Genomic DNA, 21,009 nt, shown 5'->3' on the forward strand with positions numbered 1-21,009 from the left:
ATCATCCAGCACAAGACTTTAATATCCAGCCTATGATAACGCCCAATCCACCGAAGCGGACGGCTTGCCAGAAAGGATCTTTAAATCCGCGCCAAGAAAACAGCTGGCTTTCTAAGCACACTTCTAGCACTTCCAACTGTTGTTGAATTTGCCGTAACTCGGCTTTCATTTCTGGTGTCAGGTTTTTAGTTTGATTGAGCTGCTCAAATTGTTGTTGCAACTGCTGCTTTTGGCGACTATCCCGTTTTACCTGCCTGTAACGTTGTTTTAATGCCACAAGCGATCACCCAACTTCCAACAGTTCTTGTTCAAAATCTAGTTCTGGATTTTCCTCTTCTGATGCTTCTCGTGAGTTTGGAGACTGCTTCATTAAAGTAGTACAGTAAAGATAAATGCGACTTTGCTAAAAGTGTATGTCTCAATTTACACAGCAGCCTCAAAACAGTCAACTGAATGACCATACTACCTTGGAGCTTGCCCAAGCTTTGATGGAGAAACTGAGCATCTCCCCTAATGATTGGCATCGCCTCAAGTCTAACCGCAAAGCTCGCGCTAGCGAACAATTGGCGGCAGCTCTTGTCTTCCTTCTCAAGGATCAACAACAAGAAGCTCTCACAAGATTAGAAGTGGCAACAGGTTGGTTAGATCGCTCTATTACCGCACCACCTTGTCCAACTCACGGACATAAAACAAATGGCTAATAGCTAATGGTTAATGGTTGATTGCTATGAACAATTAGCAATTTAACCATTAACAATTTCCTAATTTCGTAAGAGTGGTATCCTCAGCCGATTCTGATCTAATAATTTACAAAGTCTTAACTCTGTACCTTTTGGGTTCCACTCCACTTGGTCAAAAATCTGATGCAAAATCGATAAACCACGACCACTTTCTGCCTCATCTGATGGCAAGAATTGTGATGGATCTGTGTCGCAATTGCATAGCGGAGTAAAACCCTTGCCTTGGTCTGATATGACCCACCAATACTGATTATCTATTAAGGAAAAACGTACTACAACTTTTTTACTAGGATCGAGATTATTGCCATGTTTAGCTGCATTAACTAAGGCTTCTTGAAGTCCTAGCCGCAATTCTGCTTGCATTTTGACTGGAATTTCTGCCAAGAGTAAATCTAGTATTGGACAGAGATATAGCGTTGAGGCAAAGCTAATTGTGCCCCAATTACGTCCAACTGGACGAAGTGAAATGGTAATCACAAGAGAAACCCCGCAGCTTCAGAGTTAGCTAGACATCAGTTTGGTGTCACAGGCACCCTGATTGAATTTTGAGGTGGTCATGTTGCCTTCAAACTTAAGTCTTTAAAACTAAATTTTGAAAATGCTAGGGAGCATAAGCTCTCTTTATGACATTGGGTTGTTCTCATATAAAACGGCCTAAACAAACCTGCTATTGCAGTTAGCAACTCAAAAAATGCTTTTTATTCATAAACAAAAGAGTATTAACCTACTCTTTTTAATCACCGACTTATATTTTAGACAACCTAATTCATGTTTTAGAGTAGCCCATACTACTTCTATTTATTATGTACAGAAGGATTATATTCTTACCTTAATTCTAGTTTAGCATTGTTACTATGCACTAGACTACAAATTTCAAATTTGAGTTTTTGTAAAGGTATCGGCACCTTTATCCGTATGCGATCGCACAAGAAATGCTGCTGCTTCCACATGAGCGGTTTGAGGAAAAAAATCAGCGGGTTGGACAAGTCTAAGGGTATAAACTCCATTTTCACAAAGTAATTTGAGGTCACGGGCAAGGGTTGCGACTTTACAACTCACATAAACTATTCGCTGGGGTTGGTTAGCCAACAAAGTTTCTATCACTTGGCGATCGCATCCTTTACGTGGTGGATCTAGCAAAACAATATCCGGTTTTATTTCCAACTGCGGCAGTATTTTTTCTACTTTTCCTGTAACAAAAGACACGTTATCTATCTGGTTAGATTTGGCATTTAAAATCGCCTGTTCCACTGCCTCTGGTTGTATTTCTAAACCGATAGCCTGATGCACTTGTTTAGCCAAAGGCAAAGTTAAGGTACCAATACCGCAGTAGGCATCAAGTAAAACTTCATGACCTTGGAGATTCAACTGTGATTGAATGACCTGTAACAATGCCTCTGCTGCCTCTGTGTAAACTTGAAAAAAAGTGTCTGGTCGTACTTGGAATTCCAGCCCAGCAAATTTTTCTCGCAGGTAAGGAACACCAGCAATACAGCGAGTTTCAGATCCAAAGATGGAATTTGTGCGTTGAGAGTTCCTGTTTAAACAAACTCCGACTAAATCTGGATAACGCTTCAGCCACTCTTGGGCTTGGTCTTTAATCCCTGCTAAATTCCAATCTTTTACCACCAAAGTTAGTAAGATTTCCCCAGTGCGGCGACCGATGCGTAATCCAATATGGCGTACTATTCCTGTATGGCGCTGTTCGTCATAAATTTGCCAACCCTGCTTTTGGATATCTTGTTTGACTTGAGCCAACAAAGGATTTAATCGTGCATCTTGGACAGGACATTGATTTAAATTGATTAATTGATGACTACCTTTTTGGTAATAACCAGCTTGTACATTTCCTGCTGCTGATAAACCAACAGGATAGGTAGCTTTATTACGGTAGCTCAAAGCACTTGGAAGAGCTAAAACTGGATTTACTGGTGGTTGGATAAAGCCACCGATACGTTCCAATGCTTGAATAACTTGATGGTGTTTGGCTACTAGCTGATATTCATAATCTATATGCTGCCACTGACAACCACCGCATTTATCAGCCACAATGCAACTTGGGCGGATGCGGTGAGGAGAGGATTTTAACAATTGTTTAAGTTTACCGTGGGCAAATGTGGTTTTGACGTGTACTAAGCGGATAACAGCGCGATCGCCTGGCACAGTATCCGGCACAAACACTACTCGCTCCTGCCATCGTCCTACACCATCGCCTGTATCACTCAAATCAGTAATGTTAACTTCTATTAATTCGCCTTGCTTCCAAAGTGTGTCTGTCATTAGTTCTTTGTTATTAGTCATTTGTCATTGGTCATTAGTCATTTGTTAGTAGGGGAGGCAGCGCGCCCTTGGAGGTTCCACGCCACATGCTTTATGCCGGGAAACCCGTCCACCGCAGTGGCTCCTCCGTTGTAGCGACTGCCGTGCGGGTTTATTTTAGATATTTCGTTATTTTGAGAGATTACTAATAAAACCCGCCCGTACAGTAGTTGGTTGTTTATTACTGTCCTTGTCCCCTTGTCTCTCCCTCCTCTTCCCCTCCCCTCTTCACTTGTGTCCACAAGACTCGTTAAACTAGCAAATAATAAATCTCGTGATTTCAATAATCATGACTGTAATAAGCCAAGTTATTCTCAAAGCCGACGACGAACTGCGCTATCCCAGCAGTGGTGAACTCAAAAGTATCAAAGACTTTTTGCAAACCGGCGAACAGCGGGTACGCATTGCCAACACCCTGGCTGAAAACGAAAAAAAAATAGTTCAGGAAGCTACTAAACAGCTTTGGCAGAAGCGCCCCGACTTTATTGCGCCAGGAGGCAATGCTTATGGAGAGCGCCAGCGTGCTCTATGTATCCGCGACTTTGGCTGGTACTTGCGCCTAATTACCTATGGCGTACTTGCCGGTGACAAAGAACCAATTGAAAAAATTGGTTTGGTAGGTGTGCGAGAAATGTACAACTCTCTGGGCGTTCCTGTGCCTGGAATGGTTGAAGCCATTAATTGTCTAAAGAAAGCCTCCCTCGATCTACTCAATGCTGAAGATGCTGCCGAAGCAGCTCCCTACTTTGATTACATCATTCAAGCGATGTCTTAATTCAAAGTAAGTCCTAACGCTATCTTTGCGTGGGCTTGTGCTACTAAAATGAGAGTGCAAAGTCTTAGCACTTGAAATTTATCAATTTCTTAATACCATCATACTCCCCACACTTGTAGTGGCTCTGGCAAAATTTATGTCAAGTTACTAACCAGTTGTGGGGAAATTTTATTGTGATCGTTTGCTAGGGGCGGTTTTATTTCAAACCCACCCGTACACTAATAAGGGGGAGATAAGACTTTGGTGGGTTTCCCGTTTTAGTACCTTAGCAGATCGTATAAATAACAAAAATGCCAACAGCACTCTCAAGAAGGCTATCGGCAATCAGTGTGTTCCCTATTATTGACTCGGCTAGAGTTCAGTTATCTCTTATTCTCTTAATTTGCCAATCACAGGCATAGGATCTCAATCATATAAAGGTGTGATTTTTATCACAACCTGATCTTAGGATCATCTTTTACAATTTTAAATTTTAGATTTTTGGATTGAAAACCGCTGTTTACATCTGGATTGTATTAATGCATTTGTCTGTGGCAATTATTTTTTAAATTTATGTTAAACGTCTGCTGTTGAGACTTGTGCATACAGCCAAATAGCTTGTCGAGATCAATGAAATTCTTCTAGAATCATGGATTGGGCGATTATTGCAAAATACCTCGATGACTAAACAGGCTTTAATTGCATTGAGGAGGCTTGCGATCGCCAAGACGCATTCATTCTGCTAGTTGTTTTGAACAATACTGCGCTCACGTTTTACCAGTTTCAAAAATAACTTTTGTTACAACAATTTTACTCAAAGCTCTGAATGCACCAGTGATAACCCTAGTAGTATTGATACTTGCAATAGCGACAGCTTCGTTCGCAACTTTAAACGCAAACATCACAAATAGTTGCATAAAGTTGGGATCGAAGTAAATATGCGCTTGCAAATTAAAACATAGGTTAGGTTTTCGTATTCATACTTACATATACTTTCAAGCTTTACTTAATTGAATAAAATATACAAAATCACCATGTCTCTAGTAATCGTGAAATCACTTAAATGTATTTGATTATTTTATGGATAAAGTATAAAAGCTAAGTATTTTTACTGTAAGCTTACCTAGTGCTTGACTAAATTTTTAGAAAATTATTTAGAAAATTATTGGGTTAAGAGGCTCGTACATCACAGTACAAATCCAATCGGTAAATTTTATCCGAGATGAAGTACTTTACGGGAATGGTTCAGAAATCGATAGAATAGACCTTTGTCCCCTTGGTGCATTACTGATATGACCACCACCTCCGAAGTTCCCTTTTCCCCTGAAGAAATTGCATCTGAAGGTATTAAACCTGAAGAATATCAAGAAATAGTGCAGCGGTTAGGACGTCATCCAAACAAAGCTGAATTGGGAATGTTTGGGGTCATGTGGTCAGAACATTGCTGTTACAAAAATTCTCGACCCTTACTAAAACAATTTCCCACCACAGGCGATCGCATTCTTGTTGGCCCCGGTGAAAATGCTGGTGTTGTAGACTTAGGTGATGGATTACGGCTGGCGTTTAAAATAGAATCTCACAACCATCCTTCTGCTGTGGAACCCTTCCAAGGAGCTGCGACAGGAGTTGGAGGTATTCTCCGTGATATATTTACAATGGGTGCGCGTCCCATTGCCATTTTAAATTCCCTCCGCTTTGGTTCTTTAGAAGATGCAAAAACCCAAAGGCTTTTTAGCGGTGTGGTAGCAGGTATAAGCCACTACGGTAACTGTGTTGGCGTGCCTACCGTTGGCGGTGAAGTATACTTTGACCGTGCTTATTCCGGTAATCCTTTAGTGAATGTGATGGCATTAGGATTAATGGAAACACCGGAAATTGTGAAATCAGGTGCATCTGGCATCGGGAATCCCGTGCTGTATGTCGGTTCCACCACCGGGCGCGATGGGATGGGAGGTGCTAGTTTTGCCAGTGCTGAACTCAGTGATGCATCATTAGACGATCGCCCGGCAGTACAAGTAGGCGATCCCTTTTTAGAAAAGTCATTAATTGAAGCTTGCTTGGAAGCTTTTAAAACAGGTGCAGTTGTTGCCGCACAGGATATGGGTGCAGCTGGCATCACCTGTTCTACCTCAGAAATGGCAGCAAAAGGCGGTGTGGGAATTGAATTCGATTTAGATCGGGTTCCCATCAGAGAATTGGGGATGGTTCCCTATGAATACTTGCTTTCCGAGTCCCAAGAAAGAATGCTGTTTGTTGCCGAAAAGGGGCGCGAACAAGAATTAATAGATATCTTTCATCGTTGGGGACTACATGCTGTTGTTGCTGGTACTGTAATTGCCGAACCAGTAGTGCGGATTTTATTTCGAGGTAAAGTAGCAGCAGAAATTCCTGCTACTGCTTTGGCAGAAAATACCCCCGTATATGAGCGAGAAGTTTTGGCAGAACCACCAGAATATGTCCGCAAAGCTTGGGAATGGACACCTGCTTCTCTCCCTGCCTGTACAACAACTGGCATTAAGATTAAAGGACGCCAGCACAATTGGAACGATATCCTGCTGACTTTGCTGGATACTCCGACGATCGCTTCTAAACGTTGGGTGTATCGCCAGTACGATCATCAAGTACAGAACAACACCGTGATGTTGCCTGGTGGTGGTGATGCTGCTGTGATTAGGTTGCGTCCTTTGGAAGAAGAGACTGGGAGAGGAGATACCTCAATCCAAAATTTCAACTCCGGTGTGGCAGCAACAGTAGACTGCAATCCTCGCTACGTTTATCTCGATCCTTATGAGGGGGCGAAGGCAGTAGTAGCAGAAGCAGCACGCAATCTTAGCTGTGTCGGTGCGGAGCCTTTGGCAGTTACTGATAATCTTAATTTTGGCAGCCCAGAGAAACCAATTGGCTACTGGCAATTAGCTGAAGCTTGTCGCGGTTTGGCGGAAGGTTGTCGAGAAATGGCAACTCCGGTTACAGGCGGTAATGTTTCTCTGTACAACGAAACCCTTGACTCTCAAGGGCTACCCCAACCTATTTATCCCACTCCTGTTGTGGGAATGGTGGGTTTGATTCCCGATTTAAGCAAAATTTGCGGTCAAGCTTGGCAAGCAGAAGGCGATGTAATTTATTTGTTGGGTGGATTAGCTTCTGATTCCACTCTAGGTGGTTCAGAGTATTTAGCGACTATTCACAATACTATTGCTGGCAAACCACCACGGGTAGATTTTGATTTGGAACGGCGGGTGCAAAAAGTTTGTCGTCAAGGAATTCGTCAAGGTTGGATACGTTCAGCTCATGATTGTGCTGAGGGTGGTTTGGTAACTGCCATTGCTGAAAGTTGTATCACTGGGAAACTTGGTGCAGAAGTGAACTTAGATTTAGCTGCAAATAATTCCCGACGACTAGATGAAGTGCTGTTTGGTGAAGGTGGTGCGCGAATAGTAGTTTCCGTAACGCCAGAACAACAAGATATTTGGGAATCTTACTTACAACAAAATCTTGCTCAAGAGTGGCAAAAACTAGGTAAAGTTGGGAATTCCGAAACTGGTTTGCGGGTTTTAACCTCTGATAAGCAAACTTTAATAAACGTTAGGATTGAGGTGATGAGCGATCGCTATGTAAATGCGATTGAAAAACGTTTAGCCATGTCTACTGTGACGGCTTAACCCTATGAACGACAAAGTAGGAACTATGAAGTCGAAAGTAAGGGTTTTAACTAATAACTCATCAATTGTACTGGCTTGTACAAGCGTAATTAAGGTACTGTTTTAATGGATGGTTAATTTTTTATTAATCATCACACAATTATCCCTTTACATAATCCTAGTGACTTGACACCCCCGACCAGGAGCAAAGCGAGCATGATTCCCAAGCATAGCGTCACTTCGGATGACTACCCTCGACAGAATAACTTAATGAACGATCAAGAAACTCGAACAGACAAGCCAGAAGAAGCTTGTGGTGTATTTGGCATTTATGCACCAGGAGAGGACGTAGCCAAACTCACCTACTTTGGATTGTATGCTCTCCAGCACCGGGGGCAAGAATCGGCTGGCATTGCCACATTTGAGGGTGAGCAAGTACACCTGCATAAAGATATGGGATTGGTATCCCAAGTCTTTAATGAAACTAATTTGAGTGAGTTACCCGGTAGTATAGCCGTTGGTCACACTCGTTATTCCACTACAGGTTCTAGCCGCAAAGTCAATGCCCAACCCGCTGTAGTTGATACTCGTTTAGGAAAGTTAGCCCTAGCACACAATGGCAATTTAGTCAATGTGGCGCAATTGCGGGAAGACTTGTTGCAAAAAAACTGCAACTTAGTCACTACAACTGATTCAGAGATGATTGCTTTGGCGATCGCCCAAGAAGTCAACGCTGGTAGAGATTGGCTAGAGGGTTGCATTCAAGCTTTTGGTCGTTGTCAGGGAGCCTTTAGTTTAGTTATTGGCACACCCACTGGTGTCATGGGTGTTCGCGATCCCAATGGTATTCGCCCCCTCGTCATTGGCACTTTAGAAAGCGAGCCAATGCGTTATGTCCTCGCTTCTGAAACTTGTGCTTTAGATATCATCGGTGCGGAATTTCTGCGGGATGTGCAACCAGGCGAGCTAGTTTGGATTACCGAAGAGGGTTTGGCTTCCTATCACTGGTATCAACACCCACAACGCAAACTGTGTATCTTTGAGATGATTTACTTTGCCCGCCCTGATAGCATTATGCGGGGCGAGAGTTTATACAGCTATCGGATGCGATTGGGGCGGCACCTAGCAGAAGAATCTCCTACCGAAGCCGATATTGTCATTGGTGTTCCTGATTCCGGTGTGCCAGCAGCAATTGGATTTTCTCAAGCCTCCGGCATCCCTTATGCCGAAGGGCTGATTAAAAATCGCTACGTCGGGCGCACTTTTATTCAGCCTACTCAATCCATGCGCGAGTCGGGCATTCGCATGAAACTAAACCCGCTCAAAGACGTATTGTATGGCAAGCGAGTTGTAATTGTGGATGACTCGATTGTCCGCGGCACTACTAGCCGAAAATTGGTCAAAACCTTGCGTGAAGCCGGGGCAATAGAAGTACATATGCGAATTTCCTCGCCGCCAGTCACTCACCCCTGCTTCTATGGCATTGATACTGATACTCAGGATCAGCTGATCGCTGCCACTAAATCAGTAGAAGAAATAACCAAGCAATTAGAGGTAGACAGCCTTGCCTATCTCAGCTGGCAGGGAATGCTAGCAGCAACAAAAGAAGATCCACAAAGCTTTTGCTCTGCTTGCTTCACAGGAGACTATCCCATTCCTGTGCCAGAACCAATGAAGCGCACCAAGCTGATGTTAGAAAAAGTGGTGGTGTAATTTAGGGGACAGGTGACAGAGGACTAGGGATTAGGAATTAAGAAATCCTAGTATCCAATCCCTGATCCCCGATCCCCAACCTAACTTTTCTGTAAAAATTCAATTTTTGGCAATAAAGGATCGCAAACAACACCCACACCGAGAAAACCCCAACGTTTGAGCAAATTTCCTATTTGCGAGCCGGGAATAGATTCCACTGCAAAGCGGCTTGCTACTTCTGTAGCATGGGTGTTGAGGTAGCTCAAGGCATCAAAATGTTCGCGAAACAACAACAAATAACCCAGTTTTTCTGAGTTTGGTCTGGCTGCAAGATAACTACCGTCAGTTTTTGACCGTATGAGATAATAAACTTCTGAAAACATATTCAAGAGTCAATAGTTAGTGGATAGTGGATAGTAGATAGTGGTTAGTGGATAGTGGTAAACAACTACCTACCATCTACTAACTACTAACTACTACCTACTAACTACTAACAAATAACTAATTGAGATTTTCCAAACGGATGCGAGGATCGGCAACCTTCAGCAGTAAATCTGCTATTAAATTGCCCACTATCAGCAATACTGCACCCATAATCAAACTTGCCATCAATAAATATAAATCTTGAGCTTGTACTGCCTGTAATACTAGCCTTCCTAAACCAGGCCAGTTGAAGAAAAATTCGGCAATGAATGCACCGCTTAGTAAACCTGCCAATTCAAAACCTAATAAAGTAATCAAGGGGTTAATGGCGTTACGCAGGGCATGAACATAAATAACTCGATTCTCTGGTAATCCCTTAGCACGGGCTGTTTGAATGTAATCTTGGCGCAGCACATCGAGTAGTTCTCCACGAGTAATGCGCTGTAAACCAGCAAAACTGGTGATACTCAAAGCAATGGTAGGTAAAATCATGTGCCAGCCGATATCAAGAATTTTACCAAACCATGTCAGATCACCGTGATTGATGCTAGTCATGCCACCAACTGGGAAAACTGGGGCTGTCATTTGGGCAAAAATTAATAGTAATAGGGCAGTGATGAAACTGGGAAATCCTTGCCCAGCATAGCTAACTACCTGCAAAACTCTATCAGTAAGACGATTTTGTTTTACGGCAGCAACAATGCCTAAAGGAATAGCGATCGCCCAAGTAACAATCAAAGATGCGATCGCCAATAACAAAGTTGCAGGTACTCGTTCCCAAATCAGTGAGGCTACGGAGCGCTGGTAAACAAAACTTGTGCCAAAATCTCCTTTAGTCAAAATTCGCCAAAGCCAAAGAAAATACTGCTCCGGCCAAGATTTATCCAATCCAAATTGTTGCTGAAGTTCCTCAATGCGTTCCGGAGAAATTTTCGGGTTTTGCCGTAGCGTATCTACATAATCACCAGGAGCAAGTTGAATGATAAAAAACGACAACGCCGACGCCAATAACAAAGTCAACAAAGCCTGCAATGCTCGCTTGATGACATAAAGAAAAGTCTCACTTGTAATCAGCCTTACCAGCCAATCCCGACTTGCCTCCAAGGAAATTCTCGTAGTAGTCATTTGTGATTTGTCCTTTGTCCTTTATCCTTAGTCATTAGCCAAGGACTAATGACCAATGACCAATGACTAATATTCAACCAGGGTGATAATCGGCACGTCCGGCAGATTTTTACGCCCTTGTAAATCCCGTAGCTCGATGATAAACCCAAACCCGACCAGTTCGCAGCCTATTTTCTGTACTAGCTGTGCTGTTGCACTGGCGGTTCCACCTGTGGCGATCAAATCGTCTACAATCAAGACTCGGCACTCTGGTTGCAAAGCATCTTGATGCATTTCCAAGCAGTCTGTACCATATTCCAGTTCATACTCAATAGAATGCACTGCTGCTGGTAGCTTACCTGGTTTGCGAACAGGGATAAAACCTGCTCCGATTTTATAAGCCAGAGGCGTGCCAAACATAAAGCCTCGTGACTCCATTCCCACCACGTAATCTGCCTTCAGCCCGGCATCGAGAATCTTTTGTGTGAATAAGTCAATAGTATGGCGCAAACCTTCTGGATCGCGCAAAAGTGTAGTGATATCCCGAAATACAATTCCGGGTTTAGGAAAATCTGGAATATCACGAATCAGAGACTTCAGATCCATAGATTAAAGATAGCTTTGATCAAGGTACAGCAGTAGATCCTTGCTCCCATCTGCCGATAGGAATCTATCGGGTGGTTGCGGGCAGATACCTGACAAATCGTACACTATAATGTCATACGCGTGGAATTAGCACTCTGTTGCTATCCATTGACGATTATCGGAATCTACACCAAGCTAAGGATGGAGTGATAGTAACAACAATAAACAATAAAAAATAAAATTTATGCTTTGAAAACTTTAAGCTGTGTATGCGGAAATATTTGAATAGAAAGAGTAACTAATGTATGTATCATAGTCGGGCAGTTATTTGACTGCCACAAGTAAACATTTCTCAATAAACCTATCTATCTTAAATTAGTTTTACCAAGTCTGTCGCAGCCGCACAAGGTATTTATAATGAATGTCTCCGCTAGTGTAACGCCTTTTAATAGTCCAACCCCCCAATCGCCGCCAATGATTCTAGATTCGTTGCCCGATCCTGCCATTGAAGGAAAGGGATGCCCCAGAAAAACGCGGATGCAAATTGACCTGATTTTACTAGCAATTGAAGCTTTAGAACTTGGCGGTTCAGAGGCGATTCTGGCATTTGCCGAAGAATTGGATTTAAAAGGAATCATCAAAGATAGGGTGAATTTGTGGCGAATGCGTAGCTCCAACCCTTTAAGACGAGCACATATCCGCCGTCCTTTAAGCATTATGGAGGCAAAAGCCTTAGTAGTAATTACTTGCTATTTAGCGCGGCGGTTAACAGTTGTGATTCGCCAAATGCTGATGATATATCAACAGCTCAGTGAAAAAGAGATTCCCCTAGAACAAAATTTACGTTTATCTAATTATTTAGAACGGTTTAGAGCGCATTTTAGAAGCCGAATGAACCCGCGACGCTCTGGTGTACTGGCATTAAATTCAGATGAAAAATTAGATGAATTGGCTATAGATTTATTAGCTAAATTACTATTTTGTACCGGTACGGCTGGAATGCAGCGGTTCTGGATTAGCCTTTTTGACGGTGAAGTAGAATGAATATTCAACGTAAGTACAGCCTACCCAATTGCACGTTAGTTTTAGAAGGTCTCAGTGATGCTACCAGGACTGCACAGTATCAAGAACTACGTCCTGCACTTTCAATATTGGTGAATGCAGAATGTTACTTATCTGGTTATCGTCAGCCTTTATCGGGAGGACGAGAATTTTTTGAGAGTTTGACAAGGACAGTTAGTGCCTATGCTCAAGAATTTTTGAGCAATGTTAACCATCCCCAAGCTCACAACTTTGAGTCAGAATTGGTGCAGTTGCAAAAAATAGATGTCAATCGTCATAGGTTGATTGTACATTCAGAAATTCCCGGTCAGGATTTAGAGGTTAGCTCCCATAACGGTAAGCAGCCGCTGCAAATGGATTTGAACACAGTGCAGTTATTTGATTTAGTGGAAGCTGTTGACCAATTTTTTGCTGACAGCCAAACTTTACCAGAGCTATCACTAGAGTTACAACCGGTTCCCAGACGCTATGGCAGTAACAATCAAGCCTTGCTCAAACAGACACTGCCAGCTAGTGTAGGGGCGACTAGTTTAGCAGCAGCAGCGATCGCTTTTGGCATGATTCCACCTCCCGATGTGCGTTCACCAGAGCCAGAAACTCAACAGCAATCTTCTAGTTCTACCAATCCCAGCGCCAACACTTCTGAACCAGTTGCTACCACTCCTTCACCTTTTACCAATCAACCAATAGCTGCTAATTCAACATCAACTCCGACACCGATTACCGCAGCGACTAAAAATCTTACACCTACCCCGTCGCCTACTGCTCCAAATTTAGAAGCACTTTTAAATACAGTTCCTGAAATTACAGATGCATCCCAATTACGGGCATTAAATCGTCAAATTTATAACCAAATCAATCCTACTTGGAAAAATCGCCAAGCACTAAAGCAAGATGCAGTGTTTCGTGTCGGCGTAGCAGCAGATGGTGTGATCGTTGGTTATAAAGCTGTTAATTCTGAATCAAATCAGGTAGTTAATCAAACCCCCTTACCTAATTTGCTTGAAAATCCTGCCAATCGTACTTCCATTACAAAAGAACCGATCGCTCAATTTAAAGTCGTCTTTACCAACGAAGGTGTACTCCAAATTAGTCCTTGGCGCGGGTATACCAAAAAGCCTGATGTTACCGGGCAAAAAATTACTGACTCCAATAAAATCAAAGAATTAAATCAAAAGCTTTATAGTGTTGTTCGCCAAAATTGGCAAGGCACTCCTAGTTATACACGCGATTTGAAGTATCGCGTTGCAATTAATAAAGATGGCATTATTGCCGATTATGAACCACTAAATCAAGTGGCATTTGACTATTTCCGGGAAACACCTTTGCCGCGAATGTTCCACAGCGTTTACGGTTCTACTGTTGCAGCACCCAACACTAAAGAACCCCTGGCTCACTTTGAAGTAGTATTCCAGCCTAGTGGCAAGCTGTTAGTTACTCCTTGGCAGGGTTATAAGTAAGGGAACAGGGAACAGGGAACAGGGAATAGTAAAAACTGTCACCTGTAACCTGTCACCTGTCACCTTTTCTAGCGAACTACTCTACGCATATAATTTCCCCACAACTGAGCGGCTTGAGCACTGCTACCAGATGTTGGAGAGTTGTTATCGTTACCCAGCCAAACGCCGGTTGCCATGCGGCGGCTGGGAATATAACCAATAAACCACAAGTCAACGTTCTTATCGGTTGTACCTGTCTTTCCAGATACGGCGAAATCGCCAATGGCAGCACGAGTACCAGTACCATTTGTTACTACCCCGCGTAGTAAACGAGTCATGGTGTCGGCGATCTCAGTTTTCAGTACCCGTCTATTCGCATCGGCATCTTGATCGAAAGAATAGATGACGCGGCAAGTTTTTAAATCATTGCGATCCTTACAATCACTACTGTCTAAAATCCGGCTAATTGCATGGGGGCGATTCCACACGCCGCGATTGCCAATTGCACCAAAAGCGCCAGTCATCTCTAAAACATTAACTACGCTTTGTCCCAATACTAATCCAGGCACTGGATCTAATTCTGACCTGACTCCTAACCGCCGTGCCATGCTCACGACTTTATTTAGCCCTACCTGCCTAGCAATCCGCAAGGCAATGGGATTTTCTGATTGAGCAAGCCCAGTTGCCATATCTAAGCTAATATCAGCACCTGCCCGACAAGGCTTGTAGGTAAAACCTTGCCAAGTTAAGGGACTGCAGGAATAGCTTGCATTTGGTGAAATTCCCTGCTCCAAGGCGGCGGCATAAGCAAAAACTTTAAAGGTGGAACCAGGTTGCCGTTGAGCTTGGAAAGCACGATTGAATTGACTTTTGGCGTAGTCGGTGCCCCCTGCCATCGCTAAGATAGCGCCAGTGCTGGAATCAAGTGTAGCGATCGCTCCTTGAGAAAAGTTAAAACTTCTGCCAGCGTCATTAACATGATTGCGCAATGCTATTTCTGCCTGTGATTGAATTGCGGGATCTAGCTGAGTCTCAATAATAAAATTGCCTTCACCCGCTATGTCTTTTCCCAAGATTGCTTCGAGTTCTTGGAAGACGTAACTGTAAAAATATGGGGCGATCGTCTTGGCTTGAGTTTCGCAAACCTTGGGGCTGACTTCAACCGGCGATCGCCTCGCTCGGTTATACTCATCTTGTTTAATTTTGCCTGCGTTCAACATCCGCCGTAGCACACGATTGCGGTATTCTACAACTCTTCTTCTACTTTCGTTGTCTCCGCAAAAATTAAAACTGTTAGGGCCTGGTAAAATTCCTACTAATGTCGCTGACTCTGCCAAAGTTAACTCTTTAGCTGACTTATCAAAGTAATATTTAGCCGCATCCTCAAAGCCGGAAGTATCTGCCCCTAAAAACACTCGATTTAAGTAAGTCAGCAAAATGTAATCTTTGCTATAAAAAGTCTCCAATTTAAAGGAAACAATTGCTTCTCTTAATTTGCGCCCCAAAGAATCCTGTCTGCCTACATATTCGCGGAACAAACTCCGCGCTACTTGCTGGGTGACTGTGCTAGCTCCTTGTTGTACATCTCCACTTTTGGTATTTACAAATATGGCTCGTAAAATTCCATAGGGATCGACTCCAAAGTGCCAATAATAGCGGCTGTCCTCCGAAGCGACGACAGCTGAGGGTAAATAAGGGCCAAAGTCCTCCAACCGCTTCATGTCTATATGAGCAGTTGTTCGGGGTTCGCGTAGCGGTGTTTCGCCATCACGGGCGTAGACAATCACTGGAGCGCGAGTGGCTATAGGTAAAGGTCTAACAGAGAACCTTAGCCATTCTACGCCTATAATTAATGCCATTAAGGCACTGGCACCACCAATACCATAAGCTCCCCAAGTCGCAGCTTTCACATATACAGGAGGCGGATCGACATATTGCAGACGCACTGAAGCAGCTAGTTCTGGTGGCCCCAACGTTAAAATATCACCATGACGCAACTCTAAGGAGGTAACTCGACGCTTGCCACGATAAATTCCATTCGTCGAGTTTTCATCTTTAATGACGAAAACTGGTTTTCTTTGAGTGGAATCTCGCGATAGTGACAAGTGGATTTGACTGACAACTGGGTTGCGTACAACAATATCGCAAGATTTGGAACTGCGACCAAGTACATAGCGATCGCCCAACAGCGGATATACCTCCGCTTTGTCCGTCCCCGCGTCCTGCACCCAAAGTTCCGGTACTCTGGCATTAGGCTTGAGTGCTAGTTTAGAAAAATCTACCCTAGCTTGAATTGTTTGTACTGCTTGCGTTATCTGACCAAGCAATGTTTGTGGCTTGTGAGGTGGGGGAGAACTCATCGGCTAAACGAACCACGCTTAAAGAGTGGAAAATCGGGGCGAACGGCAATCTCTATGTTTGTATTTCACCATTGTACCCATAGAGCCGCATAGACGTTGGCTGTACGGATTCGTTCCCGATTCTCTCTGACACCAAGATAATATATAGTAATATGATTTATTTTGTTAATTTTGTAACTTCTGTTTGCAGTCTAATATATTATTCCTGCTATCCTGATATTTATAAATTATCTACCATAATTCCTTATTAAACGGCAATTACTGCTTTTGCCGTACTGTTCTTTCATAACTATAAATCAATCAGCAAATGATTTAAATTTTACAATCACAATACCCAACTACACCAGAAACTAAAAAAATACATCCTCTTTTAGGAAGATTTCCTTGATCCCATTGTTTGATTTAATGGGGCGAGTACTTCTTTGTTTTAGGTGTTGAGGTTAAGTTATATGAAGGGGAAATTTGTCACCCTGATTGGTACAGGCCTGGTTCTGGCACTAACTAGCAGCCTTGTTGTTGCCCAACAAAACCCCAGCAATAGATCAAAACCAATAGTTCCGCAACCAGGAGACCCAAGAAATGCGACTCCAGAAGAAATTAAAGAACTAGAAGCCGCTGACTCAGCAACAGAAATTAAGCTTTCTCCAGAAGCCCAGGAAATTTTGTGTAAGCGTTTCCCGCTTAACTCTCGGTGTGGTGGCAGCGCTCAAGGAACCACACCAACTCCTGAAGCTACTCCTGGTGCATCTCCTGAGGCATCACCTTCTCCAGAGGGCACAACAACTCCTGGGGCAGAACCTGAGGCATCACCTTCTCCAGAGGGCACAACTCCTGAGGCAGAACCTGAGGCATCACCCTCTCCAGAGGGCATAACTCCTGAGGCTCCTGGTGCATCTCCTGAGGCATCACCCTCTCCAGAAGGCACAACAACTCCTGGTGGTACCATTGAACCTGCACCCGGCAGTACAGCCGAACCTACTCCTGGCACCACAATTGAACCTGCTCCTGGCAGTAACCCAACTAACATGACTCCAGGTTCCCAGACAGCGCCTACCCCAGAAGCAACTGAAAATCCTGTCCCCGGAACAATTAAAATTACTCCCGCTCCTGGTAGTAACACTGAAACAACACCTGGCAGCACAACTACTCCCGGCAGCATGAGTGCTCCCAGCGATACCCCTCCCACTAGCGTTCCTAGCGGTGTAGAAACAGCTCCTAATACTGGTAACTAAAAGATTATGGCTTCAAGGTAATTGAGGCATAATTTGAAAATTAGCAGTCTTTGGATTGATAAATTGAAAAATTCACAAAAAGGATTTTAGCCAAAAACAGGAGACAGTTCGCAGCTAGCTGTCTCCTGTTTGTTTTAGTATGAAATCAACGTGGTCTGCGATTTGAAGTTGGTGTTTTTTTAAAGGTAGCAATTAACAAGCAGGCAATACCAACGTTAATAAACACATCTGCAAAATTAAATACTGGAAAATTAATTAGTCGAAAATCAAGAAAATCAACAACGTATCCTAATACAAAGCGATCTATTCCATTACCCATCGCACCACCTAAAATCAGACCATAACCCAATTGATCCCAACGATGTAAAATTGGGCCAAACCAAGCTAAGGCTATCAATGCTAAACTTACTCCCAAAGACAGCCAGCGCAACCATTCAACTTTTCCTGAGAATAAACTAAAGGCTGCGCCAGTATTGGTAACATAGGTGAAATGAAAGATTCCAGGTAATAGTGGCAATGTCTGCCCTAAGCTAAAGGTTTGTGCTACCCAGTATTTTGTCAATTGATCCAAGAAAAAAACTGTTAAGGCGGCGATCCAGAAGAGGGAATTTTTTAAATGCATGGCTAGTTATTCAAGAGGAGAACACTTGCGTAGGAAAAGTTTCCGCAGGTTGCAAAGTGTCCGTTCAATAGTCAATAGTCAATGGTTAATAGTCAATAGTCAATAACTTGCGTGAGTAGAACTTTCTTGAAAAAAGGTGTAGGGTGTAGGGGCAAGAACCCTGAAGGAATAAATTTTACTCAGAACGGCTGTCTTAAAAATAGGGGCTAGGGGCTAGGAGCTAGGGGCTAGAGAAAAGAGATTTTTATTTCCTTTTTGTATAATTTATTACATAAACATCTGTCTTGACAATAGGATTGGGGGAACAGTAAAAATTCCACTTTCATTCTCGCCGATGAAACTTGTATCATCGGGACTGCCTTTCAATACGAACTATGAAAACTTGACTAGTAACTAATAGAACATTATTTGCCTTAGTATATAGGCTATAAGGGTAATGGCGCAGATGACAACTATTTGCCCTGGTAGTGCAAACCAAGAGTATTTAAGAATTGCTTGTGTTAAAGATAAAGTTTCCGTACCTTGCCACTGAAAAAAGTAACTGAGAATCAAATAACCAATACCGCAGATGTGAACAGTTAATAAACCACAAATACAGCTAAAAGCTAAACTTTCTAGACTAGGTCTAGCTTTAAAGGCAAACAAGCCACAAATCCAAGCTCCAGGAATAAAACCCAATAAATAACCAAATTGAGATAACTTAACATACCCTATACCACCACCGTCAGCAAATACAGGCAACAAAGTTAAGCCCATAACTAAATAGGCGATTTGTGAAAGTGCACCAGCGTTTTTACCCCCTAAACAACCTACCAGCAGCACTCCCCCAATTTGAAAAGTGACGCCCAAAGAAAAAGTATGAATTCCGTGCTTACTCCAACTTAAAGGTAAGGTGGTGATATGGGCTTCTAAGAAGGTACCACCCATCGTTAGCAGTAAGCCAATCATAGACCATAGCAATTGATTGGATGCAGCTAACATTTACAAATACTCATGCAAATAATTCTCATTTAACAGTGAAAAATTAGAATAAAGTATTATATTTTATCCTTAATTGAAAAACATCACCGCATTCTAACTCAAGCTACTCTAAAATTATACAAAGTTCAGTACAGATGCAAAGCAATTAACTGTCTGTTTTCGACATTGCCATAGTTTTATCTATACACTCAAAGTTTTTTAGAACTGATTGATATTCTCGGTGATAGATCTAGTTAAAATCTTAGATAGTATGTCATAAGTAGTTACTAGTATTAGCGTGAAAATACTGGATGGTATTTTATTGCTGTTTGAGTATAAATATTCTATTTATACCTGCTCTTCGCTAGCAAGAGTATTTTGTAAATGACAACCTAAACTGAAGGCGATCGCTTTTGCTCTCAGCTTTGCTTTTCCAGATTCATCTGCTCATGCTTTTAGTAAAAACTATCGAATATCAATGCAAAAACATAATTTAAGGATGCATGAGTGGACTAGATTAGTTGAAGACTTTTTGTTTTTTATTTTTAATTTTAAATAAGTTAATCAATATTTAATATTCTTTTAAAATCACTTCAATTTTACTTTAATAAGTACAAGTGTACTAAGCGATGATTCATTGGTTAATTCAAATAAATTACACTACCCAAGTTTTAGCTAGCAAACGATAATAAAATTTTCTACAAATTACAGGATGAAAATGTGATTGTTTGACGAGCCTTAACCTTGCCTTAACCAAGCGAATATATATTTGTAGAGGCATTAGTTGTAAAAAACACTAGATATCACATCCATGCTTTTCCGTACACCTGTAATTAATCAGTCTCGTTTATCAAGAACAGCTTCAGTATTAGTTTTGGCAATTAGCTTGGCAGCTTGTGGTGGTGAAAACAATACTGCTACTAACGATGCATCTCCTAATACTGCTACTGATGCTACTGCCTCTAGCCCAGGAAAACTGGATCTCGGTGGAAATGTACGGTTAACTGGGGCTGGAGCCTCTTTCCCCGCGCCACTGTATCAAACTTGGTTCCAAAACTTGAACAAGAAATATCCAAATCTTCAAGTGAGCTATCAATCAGTTGGTAGTGGTGCTGGTGTTGAGCAATTTACCAAAGGTACCGTGGATTTTGGTGCTAGCGATGTGGCAATGAAGGACGACGAAATCCAAAAAGTGCCACAGGATAAAGGTGTACTACTGTTACCAATGACTGCTGGTACTATTGTGCTGGCATATAATCTGCCTGGTGTTGAGCAGTTACAGCTACCAAGAGCAGTCTACACAGATATCTTACTAGGTAAAATTAAGACCTGGAACGACCCGAAAATTGCTTCAGCCAACCCTGGCGTTAACCTCCCCAACCAACCAATTACAGTTGTGTATCGTTCAGATGGTAGCGGAACCACTGGTGTTTTTACCAAACACTTAAGTACGATTAGCCCTGAATGGAAAAGCAAAGTTGGTGAAGGCAAAACTGTCAGTTGGCCTGTGGGAGTTGGTGCCAAGGGTAACGAAGGTGTTACAGCTCAAGTTCAGCAAACTCAAGGCTCAATTGGTTACATAGAATACGGTTACGCCAAGCAAAACAATCTCAAATTTGCAGCGTTGGAAAATAAAGCTGGTAAATTTGTGACACCTAACGATGAATCAGCATCTAAAACCTTAGAAGCAATAACTTTGCCGGCAAATCTACGTGCCTTTGAACCAGATCCACAAGGAGATGCATCCTATCCCATCATTAGTTACAGCTGGATTATGGCTTACAAGAAATATCCTGATGCGACAAAAGCCAAAGCAATTGAAGCGATGATTGAGTATGGCTTGACTGAAGGTCAGAAAGTGGCTCCACAACTAGGTTACGTTGCTCTACCTCAGAACGTGATTGAAAAAGTGGCAGCAGCAGCGGATGCTATTAGCCCCGATTACAAAATTGCTGTTGGTACAAGCAATAGTCCTAGTGCCAGCAAGTAGGATTTTATCCTTTGTCATTGGTTGTAACGAAACTAATGACTAAATAACTCATGTGGTTCGCTCCCACTTTTTTGACCGTTGATGGA

16 protein-coding genes and 1 pseudogene are annotated in these 21,009 nt (G+C 42.5%); 8 read left to right on the forward strand and 9 right to left on the reverse strand.

Going from position 1 to position 21,009, the window contains the following annotated elements:
• Position 1 precedes the first annotated feature (1 nt).
• A pseudogene (locus tag UYC_RS35520) lies at positions 2-370 on the reverse strand (sll0565 family protein).
• Between the two features lie 43 nt (positions 371-413).
• Between UYC_RS35520 and UYC_RS0112680 the strand changes: the two are divergent.
• On the forward strand, positions 414-701 hold the full coding sequence (locus tag UYC_RS0112680) for a DUF6439 family protein (protein ID WP_016878530.1): 288 nt from the start codon (positions 414-416) through the stop codon (positions 699-701).
• A 60-nt stretch (positions 702-761) separates the two neighbouring features.
• Here UYC_RS0112680 and UYC_RS0112685 read toward each other — a convergent pair whose 3' ends face one another.
• Together UYC_RS0112685 and rlmD are read right to left on the reverse strand one after the other, a co-directional pair.
• Positions 762-1,217 carry an ATP-binding protein gene (locus UYC_RS0112685; RefSeq protein ID WP_016878529.1) on the reverse strand — a complete coding sequence of 152 codons (456 nt, stop codon included), beginning with the start codon at positions 1,215-1,217 and terminating at the stop codon, positions 762-764.
• Between the two features lie 396 nt (positions 1,218-1,613).
• A complete protein-coding gene (gene rlmD / locus UYC_RS0112690; protein ID WP_026087725.1) occupies positions 1,614-3,020 on the reverse strand; it encodes a 23S rRNA (uracil(1939)-C(5))-methyltransferase RlmD in 1,407 nt (468 codons plus the stop codon).
• Between the two features lie 328 nt (positions 3,021-3,348).
• On the opposite strand from rlmD, the gene UYC_RS0112700 reads away from it, so the two are divergent.
• The 3 genes from UYC_RS0112700 to purF all read left to right on the forward strand — a co-directional run bounded on the left by UYC_RS0112700 (position 3,349) and on the right by purF (position 9,167).
• A complete protein-coding gene (locus UYC_RS0112700) occupies positions 3,349-3,834 on the forward strand; it encodes an allophycocyanin subunit alpha-B (protein WP_016878526.1) in 486 nt (161 codons plus the stop codon).
• Positions 3,835-5,105: 1,271 nt separating this feature from the next.
• Positions 5,106-7,475: a phosphoribosylformylglycinamidine synthase subunit PurL gene (gene purL, locus UYC_RS0112710; RefSeq protein WP_016878524.1), complete on the forward strand. Its 2,370-nt coding sequence runs from the start codon at positions 5,106-5,108 to the stop codon at positions 7,473-7,475.
• A gap of 195 nt (positions 7,476-7,670) precedes the next feature.
• Entirely contained in the window at positions 7,671-9,167 is a 1,497-nt protein-coding gene (purF, locus tag UYC_RS0112715; RefSeq protein ID WP_016879529.1) for an amidophosphoribosyltransferase, read from the forward strand.
• 80 nt (positions 9,168-9,247) lie between these two features.
• On the opposite strand, the gene UYC_RS0112720 is transcribed toward purF, so the two are convergent.
• The 3 genes from UYC_RS0112720 to UYC_RS0112730 all read right to left on the reverse strand — a co-directional run bounded on the left by UYC_RS0112720 (position 9,248) and on the right by UYC_RS0112730 (position 11,279).
• Positions 9,248-9,529 (reverse strand): hypothetical protein, encoded by a 282-nt coding sequence (locus UYC_RS0112720; RefSeq protein ID WP_016878522.1) that lies wholly within the window; start codon positions 9,527-9,529, stop codon positions 9,248-9,250.
• 118 nt (positions 9,530-9,647) lie between these two features.
• Positions 9,648-10,694 carry an ABC transporter permease gene (locus tag UYC_RS0112725; protein ID WP_016878521.1) on the reverse strand — a complete coding sequence of 349 codons (1,047 nt, stop codon included), beginning with the start codon at positions 10,692-10,694 and terminating at the stop codon, positions 9,648-9,650.
• 66 nt (positions 10,695-10,760) lie between these two features.
• Positions 10,761-11,279 carry an adenine phosphoribosyltransferase gene (locus UYC_RS0112730; protein ID WP_016878520.1) on the reverse strand — a complete coding sequence of 173 codons (519 nt, stop codon included), beginning with the start codon at positions 11,277-11,279 and terminating at the stop codon, positions 10,761-10,763.
• A 396-nt stretch (positions 11,280-11,675) separates the two neighbouring features.
• Here UYC_RS0112730 and UYC_RS0112735 point away from each other — a divergent pair, with 396 nt between their 5' ends.
• Both UYC_RS0112735 and UYC_RS0112740 read left to right on the forward strand, forming a co-directional pair.
• Complete coding sequence (locus UYC_RS0112735; RefSeq protein ID WP_016878519.1) at positions 11,676-12,302, forward strand: DUF3038 domain-containing protein; 627 nt, start codon at positions 11,676-11,678, stop codon at positions 12,300-12,302.
• Positions 12,299-13,780 (forward strand): DUF4335 domain-containing protein, encoded by a 1,482-nt coding sequence (locus tag UYC_RS0112740; protein WP_016878518.1) that lies wholly within the window; start codon positions 12,299-12,301, stop codon positions 13,778-13,780. The genes UYC_RS0112735 and UYC_RS0112740 overlap by 4 nt, the downstream gene beginning before the upstream one ends.
• Before the next feature lie 68 nt (positions 13,781-13,848).
• On the opposite strand, the gene UYC_RS0112745 is transcribed toward UYC_RS0112740, so the two are convergent.
• Positions 13,849-16,119, reverse strand: a complete 2,271-nt coding sequence (locus tag UYC_RS0112745) for a transglycosylase domain-containing protein (protein ID WP_016878517.1) — start codon at positions 16,117-16,119, stop codon at positions 13,849-13,851.
• A gap of 449 nt (positions 16,120-16,568) precedes the next feature.
• Between UYC_RS0112745 and UYC_RS0112750 the strand changes: the two genes are divergently transcribed.
• Positions 16,569-17,351, forward strand: a complete 783-nt coding sequence (locus UYC_RS0112750) for a hypothetical protein (protein ID WP_016878516.1) — start codon at positions 16,569-16,571, stop codon at positions 17,349-17,351.
• A 145-nt stretch (positions 17,352-17,496) separates the two neighbouring features.
• Here the strand turns inward: UYC_RS0112750 and lspA are convergent, their stop codons facing one another.
• Positions 17,497-17,973: a signal peptidase II gene (gene lspA / locus UYC_RS0112755; protein WP_016878515.1), complete on the reverse strand. Its 477-nt coding sequence runs from the start codon at positions 17,971-17,973 to the stop codon at positions 17,497-17,499.
• A gap of 393 nt (positions 17,974-18,366) precedes the next feature.
• Positions 18,367-18,954 (reverse strand): biotin transporter BioY, encoded by a 588-nt coding sequence (locus tag UYC_RS0112760; protein ID WP_016878514.1) that lies wholly within the window; start codon positions 18,952-18,954, stop codon positions 18,367-18,369.
• 790 nt (positions 18,955-19,744) lie between these two features.
• Between UYC_RS0112760 and pstS the strand changes: the two genes are divergently transcribed.
• The gene (pstS, locus tag UYC_RS0112765; RefSeq protein WP_016878513.1) at positions 19,745-20,923 is read left to right on the forward strand and encodes a phosphate ABC transporter substrate-binding protein PstS; all 1,179 of its coding nucleotides are present in this window, start codon (positions 19,745-19,747) and stop codon (positions 20,921-20,923) included.
• Positions 20,924-21,009: the final 86 nt, after the last annotated feature.

The organism is Chlorogloeopsis fritschii PCC 6912, assembly GCF_000317285.1.
In the GTDB taxonomy this organism is placed as follows: Bacteria; Cyanobacteriota; Cyanobacteriia; order Cyanobacteriales; family Nostocaceae; genus Chlorogloeopsis; species Chlorogloeopsis fritschii.